We start from the raw sequence: 17,089 nt of genomic DNA, 5'->3' as shown, positions 1-17,089 counted from the left end.
CTAATATTATTCGTTAGCTGCCCCTTTTGCTGCTTTAATCACTTCTTCTGAAATATTAGAAGGAGTTTCAGCATAGTGTGAGAATTCCATTGTTGAAGTTGCTCTACCTGAAGAAAGTGTTCTTAATGTAGTTACGTAACCGAACATTTCTGATAATGGAACATCAGCTTTAACAATTTTCGCTCCAGATCTATCAGACATATTGTTTACCTGACCTCTTCTTCTGTTAAGGTCACCTACAATATCACCCATATTTTCCTCCGGAGTTACAACTTCCATCTTCATTACTGGCTCAAGAATTACAGCTCCGGCTTTTTTAGCAGCAGCTTTGAATCCCATTTTTGCAGCCAATTCGAAAGAAAGCTGATCCGAATCCACAGGGTGGAAAGATCCATCCTTTAAAGTTACCTTTAAAGTATCTACTTGGAATCCTGCTAAAGGACCATTCTTCATTGCTTCCTGGAAACCTTTTTGAACAGAAGGAACAAATTCCTTAGGAATACGACCACCTTTGATATTATCTACAAACTGAAGTCCTTTACCTTCGAAATCCTCATCTACAGGTCCCATTTCAAAAACAATATCAGCAAATTTACCACGACCACCAGATTGTTTCTTATAAACTTCTCTATGATCTGCAACTCTTGTTACTGTTTCTTTGTATTCAACCTGAGGCTGACCTTCATTAACTTCTACTTTAAATTCTCGTTTTAGACGATCCACAAGAATCTCAATATGAAGCTCTCCCATTCCTGAAATTACAGTTTGACCTGAAACCTCATCAGTTTTAACCTGGAAAGTTGGATCTTCTTCAGCTAACTTAGCTAAAGCCATACCCATTTTATCAACATCAGCTTTAGTCTTAGGCTCCACAGCGATACCAATAACTGGCGCCGGGAAACTCATAGACTCAAGAATAATAGGATTATTAACATCTGTTAAAGTATCCCCAGTTTTAATATCTTTAAATCCAACAGCAGCTCCAATATCTCCAGCTTCAATCTTATCGATTGGCTCTTGCTTATTAGAGTGCATTTGGTAGATTCTAGAAATACGTTCTTTCTTACCAGAACGAACATTCAATACATAAGATCCAGCATCTAAAGTACCAGAATAAACTCTAAAGAAAGCTAAACGACCAACAAATGGATCTGTAGCAATTTTAAAAGCTAGTGCTGAGAATGGAGAATCTACATTAGGCTTACGGCTTTCTTCCGCACCTGTATCTGGATTCTCTCCAACGATAGCATCTACATCTACTGGAGATGGCAAGTATCTCATTACCGCATCAAGCATTGCTTGAACTCCTTTGTTTTTAAATGCAGAACCACACATCATTGGTATGATAGACATATCACAAGTAGCAGCTTTCAATGCAGCAATAATCTCATCTTCAGAAATAGAATCTTCATCTTCGAAGAATTTCTCCATTAAAGCTTCATCATATTCCGCTACAGCCTCTACTAGCTCTGCTCTATATTTATTAACATCATCTAAAAGCTCCTCAGGAATATCGATAGTCTCATAAGTCATCCCATGATCCTCTTCATTCCAAATAATTGCTTTCTTTGAAATAAGATCAACTACTCCTTTGAAATCTACCTCATCACCGATAGGAACTTGTAATGGAACAGGATTACCCCCTAACATTTCTTTCACCTGACGGCAAACATTAAAGAAGTCTGCACCCTGACGATCCATTTTATTAACAAATCCTAATCTAGGTACATGATACTTATCAGCTTGTCTCCAGACAGTTTCAGATTGCGGCTCTACACCATCAACCGCAGAGAATAAAGCAACAACTCCGTCTAATACACGAAGTGAACGCTCAACCTCTACTGTAAAATCAACGTGACCAGGAGTATCGATAATATTCACGATATACTCATGACCGTTATAAGGCCAAGAACAATGAGTAGCTGCAGAAGTAATAGTAATACCACGCTCTTGCTCTTGCTCCATCCAGTCCATAGTAGCAGCTCCATCATGAACCTCCCCTATTTTATGGCTGATACCTGTATAATAAAGGATACGCTCTGTTGTTGTTGTTTTACCAGCATCAATATGAGCAGCAATACCTATATTTCTTGTAAATTTTAAATCTCTTTGTGCCATTTTATTTTAGAATCTAAAGTGAGAGAATGCTTTGTTTGCTTCCGCCATTTTATGAGTATCCACTCTTTTCTTCACAGCAGCACCTTCTTCCTTAGCCGCAGATAATACCTCAGCAGCAAGTTTACCAGCCATAGTTTTCTCATTTCTCTTACGAGCAAAACTAATAAGCCATTTCATTGCAGTAGACACTTTTCTATCAGGTCTAATTTGCATAGGAATTTGGAAGGTTGCACCTCCTACTCTTCTACTTCTCACCTCAACGTGAGGCATTACGTTAGACAAAGCATCTTTCCAGATTTCTAATCCAGATTTCTCTTCGTCTTGCTTCTTCTCTTCTACGATAGCAATTGCATCATAGAAAATCTTGAAGGCAACCGATTTCTTACCATCCCACATCATCATGTTCACAAAACGCGTAACAAGTTGATCATTAAACTTAGGATCTGGCAAAAGTGGTCTTTTCTTAGCCTGTCTTTTTCTCATTTCTTTACATTAAAAGTTTAATAAATTACTTCTTAGGGCGTTTTGCTCCATACTTAGATCGACGTTGAGTTCTACCCTCAACACCTGCGGTATCTAAAGCACCACGAACAATGTGATACCTTACACCTGGTAAATCTTTTACCCTTCCGCCTCTAACTAATACTATCGAGTGCTCTTGAAGATTGTGACCTTCACCTGGTATATAGGCATTCACCTCTTTACCATTGGTTAACCTAACCCTAGCTACTTTTCTCATAGCTGAGTTTGGCTTCTTAGGAGTAGTTGTGTACACACGTGTACAAACACCCCTTCTTTGAGGGCACGAATCTAAAGCAGCCGATTTACTCTTCTTAGTTATCTTGGCTCTTCCTTTTCGTACTAATTGTGAAATTGTTGGCATAATTTCTTTTACAATAATTATTAATTTAAACCACCTTCTCTTAAAAGGTGCGCAAAGGTAGAAATAAATTTCAAGTATTCAAATAGTTAGAGTACAAAATAATATAAATAGCATTATTGAACTATTCTTAACATTTTCTCTTATCAGATGAAATCTATGTTACAAAAAACTTAAATTAGGGTTTGGATTGTTAATTATTTAATTTCAACTTAATTTTAACATCATTCCTCTAAACACTGCAAATCAGATAAATAGATTTAGTTTTACTGAGCTCATAGACGATACTATAATTTAACCACCTTCAAAACACTTGATTTCTTAACTATTTATTATCACATTTGACGCTGGCTAATTCAAACAAATTTAAAATGAACACAAAACTATGTAGTTTTTTAACGCTATTCTTAGCGTTAATTGCGCATGTTACTTTTGCGCAGGAAAAAACGGTATCAGGTACCGTAACAGACGAGGACGGCATCCCATTACCAGGTGTAAACGTTATCATCCAAGGAAGTACTATTGGTACACAAACTGACTTTGATGGAAATTACTCCTTAGAAGCTGAAACAGGAGATATTCTAGAATTCAGCTTCGTAGGCTTAGAAACCGCTGAATACCCAATTAGCAACAATAATACTATCGATGTTGTTATGAAGGCTGATGAATCTCAACTTGAAGAGGTAGTTGTAACTGCCTTAGGAATTTCAAGAGAAAAGAAATCCCTCGCTTACGCAACACAAGAGGTCTCTGGAGATCAAGTAAATACTGCTAAAGAAGCAAACTTCATTAACTCCTTATCTGGTAAAGTTGCTGGTCTGGATGTAAAAAAGAGCTCTAGCTTAGGGGGATCATCCAACATTATATTGCGTGGATACACCTCTCTTACTGGGAACAACCAACCTCTGTTTGTTGTAGACGGTGTACCTATTAGTAACCAGAACACTAATGCAGACGGACAGGCTTCAGGAGGTGGTGGTTACGATTATGGTAATGCAGCTATGGATATAAATCCAGATGATGTAGCATCTATTAACGTACTGAAAGGAGCAGCGGCTTCTGCACTATACGGCTCAAGAGCTGCCAATGGAGCTATTATTATAACTACGAAATCTGGAAAAAGAAGCACAGGAATTGGAGTTACAATAAACTCAGGAGTTACTTTTTCAAATTATGATAAGTCAACTTTTACGAAGTACCAAAAAGAATACGGTTCAGGTTATGGAGCCTATTATGGGGAGACTGGCTATTTCGATGATGCCGACATTGATGGCGATGGCTCTAACGACCTAGTAGTCCCTACCTATGAAGATGCTTCTTTCGGAGGTAGATTCGATCCAAACTTATTAGTTTATCAATGGGATGCGTTTTATCCTGAATCAGATAATTATTTACAAGCGACACCTTGGACCGCTTCAAAAAATGACCCGGGATCTATTTTTCGAACAGGAGCGGCTATAAATAATAGTGTTTCTGTATCTGGAGGAACCGAGAAAAGCTCATTCAGAACTTCTTTTACACAATTTGAACAAGAAGGAATTCTGCCTAACAGCAAAATAAAACGTAAAACTGTAGATTTTAACGGCTCCCATGATTTTACAGATAAGTTAACGGTTGGCGTTACAGGTACTTACACAAAAACTACTGGTAAAGGTAGATATGGTACTGGTTATGATTCTAGGAACATATTGCAGAGTATGAGACAATGGAATCAAAACAACGTAGATTTTGAAAAACAAAGAGAAGCCTATTTCGAAACAAGAAGAAATGTTACATGGAATATGGCTGATCCTATTAATGGCAACGTTAGACCAAAATACACTGACAATCCATACTGGACATTATATGAAAATTATGAAACCGATGTTAGAGACAGATTTTTTGGTAATGCTAACCTTAACTATGAAGTAGCTGACTGGTTCAACGTAACCGCAAGGGCTTCAATGGATAATTACACCGATCTGCGTGAAGAAAGAATAAATGTAGGGAGCAATGGAGTGTCTGAATATAGTAGATATGACGGTCATTATCGAGAAATGAATTATGATTTATTACTCAACTTCAACCACGATTTGACTGAAGATATTGACTTTACTGGTATCTTGGGAGCAACAAGAAGAACTGTTAAAGAGAGAAGATTAAGATCCCAAACAGAAGGTGGTTTAGTAGTTCCTGGAGAGTACGCTCTGAGAAACTCTGTTAATCTATTGGTTCCTCCTTCGGAATATGCTTATGAACTTATCGCCGATGGATACTTTGCAAATGTTTCTTTTGGTTTTAGAGATTTCCTATTTTTAGAAGCTACTGGAAGAATAGATAGATCTTCTACCCTTCCTGAAGATGATAATACGTATTTCTACCCATCAATAAATGGAGGATTCGTTTTTTCAGAATTATTTGATTCAAGCTTAATTAGTTTCGGTAAATTAAGAGCTAACTATGCTGAAGTAGGAAATTATGCGCCTCCATTATCTGTAAATGATGTCTATGATAGTCCTGTAAGCTTTTCATCTCCTCTTAGATCTGTTCAAAGGGTTAAAAACAATCCAAATTTAAAGAGCGAAACTCAAAAGAGTTATGAAGTTGGTTTAGAAATGAACTTTTTTAATAAAAGAGCAGGTTTCGATATAGCAGCCTACAAAACCAATACAGTTGATCAAATCGTAAACACTACAATTAGTGGTGCAACTGGATATACAAGCCAGTATATTAATGCAGGTGAATTAGAAAATAAAGGTTTGGAAGTTTCTGCTTTTTTGACACCTGTAAGGTCTGAAGATTTTGAATGGAGAGTAGATGTAAACTGGTTTACAAATGAGAACACGGTCAAATCACTTAACGGTGACAACCAAAACTTAGTTCTAGCATCCCTTCAGGGTGGAATTACAATTAATGGTCCCGTCGGTGAATCCTATGGTAGCATATGGGGTTCAAACTACACCTTCGTTAATGGCGAGAAATTAGTCAATGAAGATAATGGTAGATATGTAGTAGATGCTACACCTCAACCTATCGGAGACATCAATCCCGATTGGAAAGGTGGTGTTAATAATACATTGAGGTATAAAAATTTATCACTTAGCTTTTTAATAGATATACAACAGGGAGGAGACGTGTTTTCTCTTGATACTTGGTATGGTTACGCCACAGGTGTGACAGAAAATACCGCAGGATTAAATGAGTTAGGAAATCCGGTTAGAACTCCTGTAGCTGATGGAGGAGGTATTTTATTGGACGGAGTAAACCAAGATGGATCCCCTAATGAAACAAGAACTTCAATGACTTCTTACGCTAATGCATTAGGTTACTATTACGCTCCTAATGCCGCACATGTTTATGATGCTAGCTATGTTAAATTAAGAGAAGTGACTTTATCATATTCCTTACCTAAAAACTGGGTTCAAGACATATCCTTAACAGATATTACATTCTCTGCAGTGGGTAGAAATTTATGGATAATACATAAAAACACTCCTTATTCGGATCCAGAAGCAGGATTAAGTTCAGGTAATGTTCAAGGATACCAATCTGGAGCATATCCTTCAGTAAGAGAATATGGACTAAATGTTAGACTACAATTTTAAAAAAAGAACAATGAAAATTAATAACTATATATATTCGTTCTTGCTTATTTTCATGATAACTTCGTGTTCCGATGATTTATCAGATATAAACACAGATAGCAAGAATCCTACTGAAGTTCCACACGAAACTTTAGTTACTAGTGCTACAAAAAGTCTAGTTGATCAAATGGTAAACACGAATGTTAATACTAACATCTATCGTTTATTAGCACAATATTGGACGGAAACTACTTATACGGATGAGGCAAACTTCAATCTTATTAACCGATCAATTCCCCAAAGCCATTGGAATATAATGTATGCTGATGTGCTGAAAGATTTAGACCGCGCAGCTGAGTTAATGGATCAGAGAGAGCAAGAACTCCTTGTGGAAATTCCTCAAGAGCAAATCGATAATCAAAGAGCTATCATTGAAATATTAAAGGTTTACACCTATCATGTTCTTGTAGACACTTTTGGTGACATCCCTTACACTGAAGCACTTGATATCGACAACACTACTCCGGCATATGATGATGACCTAGCAATATATAACGACATCATAGAAAGGCTCAATGCCGCAATAGGTCAATTAAATACAGGATTTAATGGCTTTAGAAATGGATCTGATCTAATTTATGACGGAAATACTGGAGATTGGATGAAATTCGCAAACTCCCTTAAATTAAGACTCGCTTTGAGATTAGGTGGAGTGGATGATACTAAAGGAGCTACTATGGCTACCGAAGCGATAAATGCAGGAGTATTTTCTTCTAATGATGATAATGCTACCATGCAGTATCTTCAATCTTCCCCTAACACCAACCCACTATGGGAAGATTTAGTTCAATCAGGCAGAACAGACTTCGTTGCTGCGAACACAATTGTTGATGCAATGAACCAAAGGGAAGATCCACGAAGAGATGACTTCTTTGCTCCAAATCAGGATGATCCAGATACTGAAGAAATTGAGTATGAAGGAGGCCCATACGCAGCAAGTGGAAATCAACACAGTAACAGCACCATATACAGTGAAAAATTTGAAAATCCAGTTTTGGAAGGGGTTCTTCTTGATTATTCTGAAGTTCAATTTTTAATGGCGGAAGCTGTTGAAAGAGGCTATATAACTGGTGATGCTGAGGAATTTTACAACTCTGCAATCGAAGCTTCTATAGTTTATTGGGGAGGAACTTCAGATGAAGCTGATGACTACATTGATGAAGATAATGTGAACTACTCTACATCAGGAGATTCTTGGCAAGAAAAAATTGGAATTCAAAAATGGATTTCATTGTACAATCGTGGATTTGAAGGATGGTCAACATATAGAAAATTAGGATATCCTGAACTTCCTAATGCTGCTGTATCAGATTTACCTGTGCCAAATCGCTTTACTTACCCTGTAATCGAAGCTAGTGCCAACGGAGTTAATTATACTGCTGCTGGTGAAGCAATAGGTGGAAACACTCAGCAAACAAAAATATTTTGGGATGTAGACTAGGTAACATTCTAATTAAGAACTTTAAAAACCACCCTCAACGGGTGGTTTTTTATTCAACAAATTTAAAATATCTTCTAAATAAAATTAACTTTGTCCCATGAAAGATGCTACAACAATATTTGGAATTAGGGCGGTAATAGAAGCTATTGAAAGCGGAGAAACAATAGACAAAATCTTTATTCAAAAAGGCTTAGCGGGAGATCTGTTTTCAGAATTAAAAAGAACCCTTGCTAAAGGGCATTACAACGTATCTTACGTTCCGCAGGAAAAACTTCATAAACTAAGCAAAGGAAACCATCAGGGTGTTGTTGCAAAAATAAGCCCAATCGATTTTCTAACTTTAGAAGATGCTGTAGAACCGATATTGGCTAAAAAAGAAGCTCCTTTTTTCCTACTGTTAGACCAAGTAAACGATGTGCGTAATTTTGGAGCGATTATTAGAACTGCCGAATGTTGCGGAGTAGACGCAATCATTATTCCTGAAAAAGGAGCTGCTCCTATAAATGCTGACACCGTAAAAACATCTGCCGGCGCTGTCTTTAAAATTCCAATTTGCAAGGTAAACCATATTAAAGATGCAGTTTTCTATTTGCAATCTAGCGGAATACAGGTTGTTGCTGCTACCGAGAAAACAGAAACTCATCTATACGATGTCGATTTCAAAAAACCTACAGCGATTGTTATGGGTAACGAAGCAAAAGGCGTAACGCCTTCAATTTTAAAAACAGTAGACCATTCGGTTAAGTTACCAATGCGCGGGGAGATCGCTTCTTTAAATGTATCTGTGGCGTGTGGTGCTTTTCTTTATGAAGTAGTAAGACAGCGATTTTAAATTTCAATCTTTTTTATCGGCTTTTTTAAAAATATAATTTACCTGAATTTGATCTTCTTCATCAGCGATTTCATCTTCAGGTAATTTTTCGATGAAGTTTCCATTTTCATCAAAATGCTTCATAAATTCATCTTCATCCTCGTTATAATCTTCCTGCTCCCAAATATATTTTGGAGATACCGCAATATTTTTTTTGAAAATAATGGCAAATATTAATCCTACAATTAAACCAGAGAGATGACCTTCCCAAGAAATTTTAGGATCAATAGGTGTTACATACCACAATAATCCTCCGTAAAGAAAAACGACGATCAGCGAAAGCGCTACCAACCTGTAGTGTTTTGAAAATATTCCTTTGAAAAACAAGAAACTTGCTAATAAGTAAATAATTCCACTAGCACCGATATGAAAAGCCGGTCTAGCTATTAGCCAGGTTAAGATGCCCGTTAAGAAAAACCCATAACCTAAAACCTTCCATCGAATACTTCGGTAAAAATAAAATAAGGCCATAGAAACCACAAATAGTGGAATCGTGTTATTAAACAAATGCTTTATTCCACTATGGATAAATGGAGAAAAAAGCACTCCTCTCAACCCACTAAGAGTTCTGGGAAAAACTCCTAAATGATTTAGACTGAAACCAAATCTAACTTCAGCCCAAAATATAATCCAGATGATTAACACAAAAGCTAAGGGGTAACCAATAACTCCCGGTGTGAATTGAAAATTTTCCTTGCTGCTCAATCTCAATTAATTTTATAGCATACTACAAAAAAATAACCAATTCAACTTCGTGGATATTTTGTCATTCTAATTTTTACATTTGCATTATGAGCGAACCATTAGCAGAAAGACTTCGACCAAAGACATTAGGACAATATTTGAGTCAGACACACCTTATTGGCGAAAAAGGAGCTTTAAAACAACAAATACAAAGAGGGATAATCCCATCGATGATTTTTTGGGGCCCTCCTGGCGTTGGTAAAACTACATTAGCCAATATCATCGCTAATGAATCCGATCGTCCATTCTTCACCCTAAGTGCTATAAGTAGTGGTGTAAAAGATGTACGCGAAGTTATTCAGAAAGCTAAGAAAAGTGATGGTTTATTTACGACAAAAAGTCCGATACTTTTTATAGATGAAATTCATCGCTTCAGTAAATCTCAACAAGATTCGCTTCTTGGTGCCGTAGAAAAAGGCTGGGTTACTTTAATCGGTGCGACTACAGAAAACCCAAGTTTTGAAGTTATTTCAGCATTACTTTCCAGATGTCAGGTTTACGTACTAAAGCCTTTCTCTAAAGAAGATCTTATTGCATTGCTCAACAGAGCGATGAAAGAAGACAAAATAATAGCTTCAAAAAATATAAAGCTGAAAGAGACGGAAGCGCTGCTTAGGTTAAGTGGCGGTGATGCGAGAAAGTTGCTTAATATATTCGAGCTTTTAGTTAATTCTAGCGACGAAGGATCTGAGATTACTAATGATTTAGTGTTTGAAAAAGTACAGCAAAACACGGTGCTTTACGACAAAACTGGTGAGCAACATTACGACATCATTTCAGCATTTATAAAATCCATTAGGGGTAGCGATCCAAACGGAGCCGTTTATTGGTTAGCCAGAATGATTGAAGGTGGTGAAGATGTAAAATTTATTGCCAGAAGATTACTAATTCTGGCGAGCGAAGATATAGGAAATGCGAATCCAACAGCACTAGTAATCGCAAATAACACCTTCCAGGCAGTAACTACTATTGGTTATCCAGAAGCTCGAATAATCTTAAGCCAGTGCGTAACCTATTTAGCGACTTCGCCAAAAAGCAATGCCTCATATCAAGCTATTAACCAAGCATTGAGTTTAGTAAAGCAAACCGGAAATCTTTCTGTCCCGCTTAATATTCGCAACGCACCAACTAAATTAATGAAAGATTTAGGCTACGGTGAAAATTACAAATACGCACACAACTATGAAGGCAACTTTGTAAAAGCAGAATTTCTACCAGACGAGGTAAGAAATACTATTCTTTATGAACCTGGCAACAATCCCAGAGAAAACTCTCAACGTGAATTTCTTCGGAAAAGATGGTCTGGAAAATACAATTATTAATTCTGAAGTTTGTAAACGGTTTTGACAGTTTTATTGCTTTGGCGATCAAAAATTTCTACGACTAGGCTTCCGTTCTCTGCGAAATAGGCGATTCCCTGTTTAGTTAGAGAATTGTAAATAAAATTATCTGAACCTTCTGATTTTATAAGCATCGCAAAAGGCTCTGCCATTCCTTTCTGATAGAAACCAAATCCAGATTCGTTATTTTTAAGATGATAAATAGAATTATCATTTACATAAAACTTTTCTGAAGAGGTTGAAACAACAGGATCTTCAAGATCCATTTCGTTTTCTTCAGCCACTTCTACTTCTTTCTCCACAGTATTAGAAGCTTCAGACTTTGCCACAGTTGTTGTTTGTTTTGTAACTTCTTTTTTAGGAGCTTTCTCCACTATTGGATCGTCACTATAGGTGTAATCCAAATCTTCTAAAGATGTAAATGCATCCCTCAATGCTTCGTGATAGGCAGCTTTATAATTTTTCTCTCTACTTCTCCCCTCTTCCGACTCATAAACCACATTTCCGTAGCAATCTTTTAACTGAAGTAGCATTTTGGTCACAAATAAGCCTGAATTATTATGAACATCTGCTTCTAGAGCCAAACAATTATTAGACTGAAGTTCGGTTGGCTTTTCTGCGGCTTTCATCACAGTCGAAAATCCATATTTTTCCAACAAAAACTTCGTAAGTGCATTAAGCTGATATTGGTTGTTTTCCTTTAAGAATTCAAATTTCTCAGGAACAATCACATATTTATAATCATCTACGCTTTTTTGACCATAGATTACTGCTGTAAATAATATTGCAAATAAAACGGAAAGCTTTTTCATTATATTTTAATTTAATTCTCAGTTCAAAAATAAAAAAGTAACACTAATGTTCTTGTTATAAAAACTGATTAATCTTTTTTAAATTGTTTAATCCTATAACATCCTTGTAAACCGACTTATTATAATAATCAAAATAAATCGTCTGCAATCCAAATTCTGATGCTCCTACAATATCTGCTTCATAATTATCGCCTATCATTACCGATTTTGCAGGTAAAGCATTGGCTTTTTTAAGTGACATCTCGAAAATGGTAGGATGAGGCTTTTTTACCCCGGCTTCTTCAGAAGTAGTAACGGTATCAAAATAGTTTAAAATATTCGCATTCTTCATTTTTTTACGCTGAACTTCTTCAAATCCATTTGTGATAATATGAAGCGTATATTTTTCAGAAAGATAATCCAAAGCTGCTATTCCGCCTTCCAAAAGATGATTATATTCAGAAAGATAAAGGATATAATCATTGGAAAGTTTATCAATTGCTTCATCGGATACCTGATAAGATAAAGTTGCAAACGAGTCTTTTAATCTCCCGTAACGCAATTTCTCTTTAGAAACTAAGTTTTTGCGATAGTTCTCCCAATACTCAAAATTTATAGGTATATAAACTTCCAAAAATCGGGGAAGTTCTATCTCAATGTTATTCAGCTTAAATATATATTCGAAAGTGAGTGCTGAATTTTTATCAAAATCCCATAGGGTATGGTCTAAATCAAAAAACACATGCTCTATATTATTCAATTTCATGAATTTGTTTTAGTAATGAAAAATACCTGTTACTATTATAGTATTCTGAAAAATCTTCGTTTTTAAAAATCGTTCTAAAGGTTCCGCCTACGCTTTTCACCCTTTCATGAATTTTACCAATTTCTTTTTTTAATTCTTCGGAAGAAAACTTCTTTCCTACATTAGAATTGAAGATATAAGGATGAATTTGAAGCGGACTCGTGATCTCCATATTGATATCGTAAAATAAAAATGAAGAACACGTACCGGCTCTAAAACCTAAATCGTCTGGATATCCCATTGAATAATCATTCTCGAATTCTAATTCGGCTAACGTATTAAAATGATCGGGAATACCTAAATCGTAATTAGCGTTAAGAATATTTTCTAAAGGATAATGAATTATATTTTCGAGACGAAATTTTTCTACCCTCAAGGTTTTTAAAGTCTGAGAAGAATAATGTCCCAATAAAAGGCCAACTTTGGCATAATCTGAAACATATTTTATATTAGAGCGATAGGGAATTCTATTGTAATTAATGTTTCTGTCGTAAAGCGTAAAATCGGCAACCTTAAACATGAAGATGGTAGTTAACGAATGCTCTTTAATTAAACGAACAAGGTCATCAAACACATCGTAAGGATCTTTCTTTAGTTTCATCCATGATTTTACCCGATCTATAAATCTGTGGAAGTGCAGTTTCACAAGATCGTTCCCCCAGCCTACTACACTCCTGATAATTCCTTTATTATTGAATACAAAACCATGCTCTATTGCAAAAATAGTTTCTGCTCTAAAGTTGGTTGTATTGAAAACCATTTCTGGAAATTTCTCTTTTAGAACTTCTTTAAATTTGTATGCCCAAATATCTACAACCGGCGTTTTTAAAAAGCTTTCTTTATACGCCAAACTTTCAGAAACAGGAAATCGGCCCGCTTCGTCTTTTACGTGAGGGAGATATTCTTCGTATCGCGTGAGCAGATAAAAAGAAGCCGCAAAAATATCGAAGGGTAAATTGCTATTATCGCTTACTGGAAAAAAACAAACGGTATTTCCCCAAGGCTGTACTTTAATTTCCAGTTCCTCGAAACCATGTTCGAGTAAAATATCTGTATTCTGAATAAAAAATTCGTTACCAAGTGGTTGCTTTCCGTAGGACATCTTGAAGCCATCGTGTGCCACAAACTCCTCTATTTTGGAGGTGAACTTGATCTCTATCCCTAGCATGTTTGTACAAATATGCTTAAAAATATAGATGATTCTTGGAGTAACTTTTTGCGTGTAGACCAGTAGCATTAAGGGAAAATTTATAGAATCGCTTCGTCCGCAAAGCTAAAATAGGACATTTCAGTTACAATTAAGTGATCGAGTACTTTTATATCCAGACTTTCTGAAGCTGTCTTTAGTTTTTGCGTTAAGTTCTTATCGGCTGTACTAGGTTTTAGTGTTCCCGAGGGATGATTATGCGCTAAAATTATGGCGACCGCACCAAGTTCTAATGCTTTCTTCAAAGTAAGTCTAACATCTACTAAAGTACCGGTAATCCCGCCTTTACTTAATTGTAATTTATCAATCACTTTATTGGAATTATTTAAATAAATAATCCAAAATTCTTCATGAGGAAGTTCTCCAATAATAGGTTGCATCAGCTCGAAAACAGATCGACTAGAAGTGATCTTTACTCTTTCTAAAGCATTTTCTAAACGTCTTCTTCGACCAAGTTCTAAAGCGGCGATGATCGTAATTGCTTTAGCTTCGCCGATCCCATTGAATTTACAAAGCTGCCCGACAGACAGCTTCCCTAATTCACTAAGATTATTTTGAGTAGCCGCCAGAATACGCTTACTAAGCTCTACCGCGGTTTCCTTTCGGTTACCAGATCCTATTAAAATGGCGATTAATTCTGAATCACTTAAACTCAGCTTTCCTTTTCTAAGTAATTTTTCTCTTGGCCTATCATCTATTGCCCAGTTTTTGATACTAAAACGCTCTGTTTGATCTTCCATAGCGTTAAAATACAATACATTAGAAAATAAAGTAAGATTTTAACCAATTTTATAATTCGGTTACAAGCTGCTCCAAATCAATCCCTCCATAATTTCCACTACTCATAAAAAGTAATGCTGAATTATCGAAATTTGATTTTTTTAGATGATTTTTTAATTCCGAAGTTTCTGTAATTACTTCTAAATCATCTCGATCGAAAGCAGACTTTATAGCTTCAGTAGAAATAGGTGCTAATTTTTTATGCGCAACGGCTTCAGAAGAATAAAAAACAATAGCTTCATCTACCGCATCTAGAGATTTTTTATATTCAGTAATAAAATTTTCATTTAAGCTACTAAACGTATGCAATTCCAAACATGCCACTATAGTTTTATCTAAAAACTGATCTTTTACAGCATTCACACTAGCGGTCACTTTCGAAGGACTGTGCGCAAAATCTTTAAAAGCTACAAAATTTCCAGTTTCTTTAATTTTCTGAAGTCTTTTAGAAGCTCCTTTAAAACTAGCAATTGCTTCATAAAAATCTTCTTCATCTATACCCATGTGTTGGCAGATCCATTTTGCACCGGCAAGATTATTTAAATTGTGTTTACCAAAAATTTCTAATGGCATATCACCTTCTGGAGTAACCAAAACCGTTTCTCCATCTTCAATAAAATACTCGGGGGTTTTATACGCGTGCTTTCTTATAGGATTGGTGCTATTCTCCACGATGGTTTTCAAATCTGCATCCTCTTCGTTGTAAACCAGGATTCCACCATTTACAATCTTATCTACGAAAATACTAAACTGCTCCAAGTAATTCTCGTAAGTAGGAAATACGTTAATATGATCCCACGCAATACCGCTTAGTAAAGCAATATTGGGCTCGTATAAATGAAATTTTGGTCGGCGATCGATTGGTGAAGATAAGTACTCATCACCTTCGATAACTATAAAATCATTTTGATCATTCAGTTTAATCGTATTGTCCAGGCCGTCTAATTGAGCTCCTACCAAGTAATCTACTTCTCGATCGTGATAATGCATCACATGCAAGATCATACTCGTGATTGTGGTCTTACCGTGAGAACCACCAATTACTACGCGCGTTTTTGTTTTAGATTGTTCAAAAATAAACTCTGGGTAAGAATAAATTTTAACGCCTAATTCTTTAGCTTGTAGTAGCTCAGGATTATCTTCTCTAGCATGCATCCCTAAAACTACTGCATCTAAGTCTTTTGTAATTTTCTGCGGAAACCAACCAAACTTATCTGGAAGTAAACCATTTTGCTGAAGTGAAGATTTTGAAGGTTCAAATATAGCATCGTCACTACCTGAAATCTGAAATCCTTTATTATGAAGTGCTATAGCCAAAGCATGCATTGCACTACCTCCTATAGCTATAAAATGAATGTTCATCGAATCTATTTTCAGCAAATGTAATTATTGCTTTTTTAAACACGAAGTTCTACTTCACATATCCTGAATATCTTCTTTTAATTCTAAAGCTAATTTCGATTTACTATCATTTTTTAAAGATTTATTGATATAATAGAGCGCAGTAGACTTATCGTCTCTTTTTTCGGAAATCTGAGCAAGCTTTAAGTAAGCTTCCGCAGGTGTTTTTAGATCCAAATAATTAAATCCTTCTATATAGTTCTTCATCAAAAAATCTACTTCAGTTACCGGAACACCATAACGAAGTCCATCCTGAGCAAATTCAAAATAGAGATAATTACGTAATACCAAGGAAGGTTGAGCTTTCAATTTAGCAATACCATCTTTTATATATCTTTTGGCTTTTTGATTTTCATCCTTATAATTACAGACTGAAGCCATAGCTATGTAATAATCAAGCTTACTGAGATTTTTTAAACTTTTAGCATTTGCTAATCCTTTTTCTAAACTACCACCCAGAACAGCAGGAAGTTGTAAATATAATTCGGACAAAGCTCTCTTAGTTTCTACGTGATTGGGATCTAAAGATGCCGCTTTTTCGAAATGCTCTTTCACTTTGGGAATTAGAAAAGCAGCTTGAAATTTATTGATTTCGATAGCTTTCATGCCCATCGCTCCGCCAGCTTTAAAATGATATAGGGCAGAATTAGGTTTGCGTTCAATTAAACTTTCATAATATCCAATAGCATTATTCCATTCTTTAAGATGACTGGATATATCGCCTAAATAGAGTTTCCCTGCCTCAGTAAATTTGAAATTTTGATTAACATAAGTTCTTGCTTTTCCCAATTCATAATTTTGTATAAAATTTTCAGTTATTTTTATTTCGTGACTAGATTGCGCATCGGTTTTACAACTAAAAAGTACACAAAAAATGATTTTAAAAAGAGTTTTTACCTGCAAACGTTAATTTTTTTAAGATTATGCATTAGTATTTTAAGATTTCTTTGCAAATAGTTTTAACAGTTTTTCCTTATTAAGGGGAAAAATACTAATAATTCCTAAATATGGGCATTATTTCCATCTGCATGTTAAAAATTATTACAATATTTGCGCTATAAATATTTTATTTTTTAATTATAATTATT

General features: G+C 35.6%; 14 protein-coding genes. 4 read left to right on the top strand and 10 right to left on the bottom strand.

Annotated elements, in window-relative coordinates:
- Nucleotides 1-6: 6 nt before the first annotated feature.
- Genes fusA through rpsL form a run of 3 tightly spaced genes read right to left on the bottom strand, consistent with a single transcriptional unit; the run spans nucleotide 7 to nucleotide 3,001 of the window.
- The gene (gene fusA / locus QWY91_RS16255) at nucleotides 7-2,118 is read right to left on the bottom strand and encodes an elongation factor G (RefSeq protein WP_290236551.1); all 2,112 of its coding nucleotides are present in this window, start codon (nucleotides 2,116-2,118) and stop codon (nucleotides 7-9) included.
- A 6-nt stretch (nucleotides 2,119-2,124) separates the two neighbouring features.
- Nucleotides 2,125-2,601 (bottom strand): 30S ribosomal protein S7, encoded by a 477-nt coding sequence (gene rpsG / locus QWY91_RS16250; RefSeq protein ID WP_290236550.1) that lies wholly within the window; start codon nucleotides 2,599-2,601, stop codon nucleotides 2,125-2,127.
- A 25-nt stretch (nucleotides 2,602-2,626) separates the two neighbouring features.
- On the bottom strand, nucleotides 2,627-3,001 hold the full coding sequence (rpsL, locus tag QWY91_RS16245) for a 30S ribosomal protein S12 (protein ID WP_010230128.1): 375 nt from the start codon (nucleotides 2,999-3,001) through the stop codon (nucleotides 2,627-2,629).
- A gap of 368 nt (nucleotides 3,002-3,369) precedes the next feature.
- On the opposite strand from rpsL, the gene QWY91_RS16240 reads away from it, so the two are divergent.
- The 3 genes from QWY91_RS16240 to rlmB all read left to right on the top strand — a co-directional run bounded on the left by QWY91_RS16240 (nucleotide 3,370) and on the right by rlmB (nucleotide 8,894).
- The gene (locus QWY91_RS16240) at nucleotides 3,370-6,582 is read left to right on the top strand and encodes a SusC/RagA family TonB-linked outer membrane protein (RefSeq protein WP_290236546.1); all 3,213 of its coding nucleotides are present in this window, start codon (nucleotides 3,370-3,372) and stop codon (nucleotides 6,580-6,582) included.
- Between the two features lie 52 nt (nucleotides 6,583-6,634).
- Entirely contained in the window at nucleotides 6,635-8,062 is a 1,428-nt protein-coding gene (locus QWY91_RS16235; protein ID WP_290236545.1) for a SusD/RagB family nutrient-binding outer membrane lipoprotein, read from the top strand.
- Between the two features lie 97 nt (nucleotides 8,063-8,159).
- Nucleotides 8,160-8,894, top strand: coding sequence for a 23S rRNA (guanosine(2251)-2'-O)-methyltransferase RlmB (rlmB, locus tag QWY91_RS16230; protein WP_290236544.1), 735 nt, complete (start codon nucleotides 8,160-8,162; stop codon nucleotides 8,892-8,894).
- A gap of 3 nt (nucleotides 8,895-8,897) precedes the next feature.
- Here rlmB and QWY91_RS16225 read toward each other — a convergent pair whose 3' ends face one another.
- Nucleotides 8,898-9,638: a rhomboid family intramembrane serine protease gene (locus tag QWY91_RS16225; RefSeq protein WP_290236542.1), complete on the bottom strand. Its 741-nt coding sequence runs from the start codon at nucleotides 9,636-9,638 to the stop codon at nucleotides 8,898-8,900.
- Nucleotides 9,639-9,724: 86 nt separating this feature from the next.
- Here QWY91_RS16225 and QWY91_RS16220 point away from each other — a divergent pair, with 86 nt between their 5' ends.
- Nucleotides 9,725-10,999 carry a replication-associated recombination protein A gene (locus QWY91_RS16220; RefSeq protein ID WP_290236541.1) on the top strand — a complete coding sequence of 425 codons (1,275 nt, stop codon included), beginning with the start codon at nucleotides 9,725-9,727 and terminating at the stop codon, nucleotides 10,997-10,999.
- Here the strand turns inward: QWY91_RS16220 and QWY91_RS16215 are convergent.
- Genes QWY91_RS16215 through QWY91_RS16190 form a run of 6 tightly spaced genes read right to left on the bottom strand, consistent with a single transcriptional unit; the run spans nucleotide 10,996 to nucleotide 16,904 of the window.
- Nucleotides 10,996-11,829: a hypothetical protein gene (locus QWY91_RS16215; RefSeq protein WP_290236540.1), complete on the bottom strand. Its 834-nt coding sequence runs from the start codon at nucleotides 11,827-11,829 to the stop codon at nucleotides 10,996-10,998. The genes QWY91_RS16220 and QWY91_RS16215 overlap by 4 nt on opposite strands.
- A gap of 55 nt (nucleotides 11,830-11,884) precedes the next feature.
- The gene (locus tag QWY91_RS16210; protein ID WP_290236539.1) at nucleotides 11,885-12,574 is read right to left on the bottom strand and encodes a YjjG family noncanonical pyrimidine nucleotidase; all 690 of its coding nucleotides are present in this window, start codon (nucleotides 12,572-12,574) and stop codon (nucleotides 11,885-11,887) included.
- Nucleotides 12,561-13,850, bottom strand: a complete 1,290-nt coding sequence (locus QWY91_RS16205) for a polysaccharide deacetylase family protein (RefSeq protein WP_290236538.1) — start codon at nucleotides 13,848-13,850, stop codon at nucleotides 12,561-12,563. Before QWY91_RS16205 ends, QWY91_RS16210 begins: the two co-directional genes overlap by 14 nt.
- An 11-nt stretch (nucleotides 13,851-13,861) precedes the next feature.
- On the bottom strand, nucleotides 13,862-14,560 hold the full coding sequence (gene radC / locus QWY91_RS16200; protein WP_290236537.1) for a RadC family protein: 699 nt from the start codon (nucleotides 14,558-14,560) through the stop codon (nucleotides 13,862-13,864).
- A 49-nt stretch (nucleotides 14,561-14,609) separates the two neighbouring features.
- Nucleotides 14,610-15,962 (bottom strand): UDP-N-acetylmuramate--L-alanine ligase, encoded by a 1,353-nt coding sequence (locus QWY91_RS16195; protein WP_290236536.1) that lies wholly within the window; start codon nucleotides 15,960-15,962, stop codon nucleotides 14,610-14,612.
- Nucleotides 15,963-16,016: 54 nt separating this feature from the next.
- The gene (locus tag QWY91_RS16190; RefSeq protein ID WP_290236535.1) at nucleotides 16,017-16,904 is read right to left on the bottom strand and encodes a tetratricopeptide repeat protein; all 888 of its coding nucleotides are present in this window, start codon (nucleotides 16,902-16,904) and stop codon (nucleotides 16,017-16,019) included.
- Nucleotides 16,905-17,089 lie beyond the last annotated feature (185 nt).

Source organism: Zunongwangia endophytica (genome assembly GCF_030409505.1).
Classification (GTDB): domain Bacteria; phylum Bacteroidota; class Bacteroidia; order Flavobacteriales; family Flavobacteriaceae; genus Zunongwangia; species Zunongwangia endophytica.
This window is presented reverse-complemented; position numbering and strand designations above follow the sequence as displayed.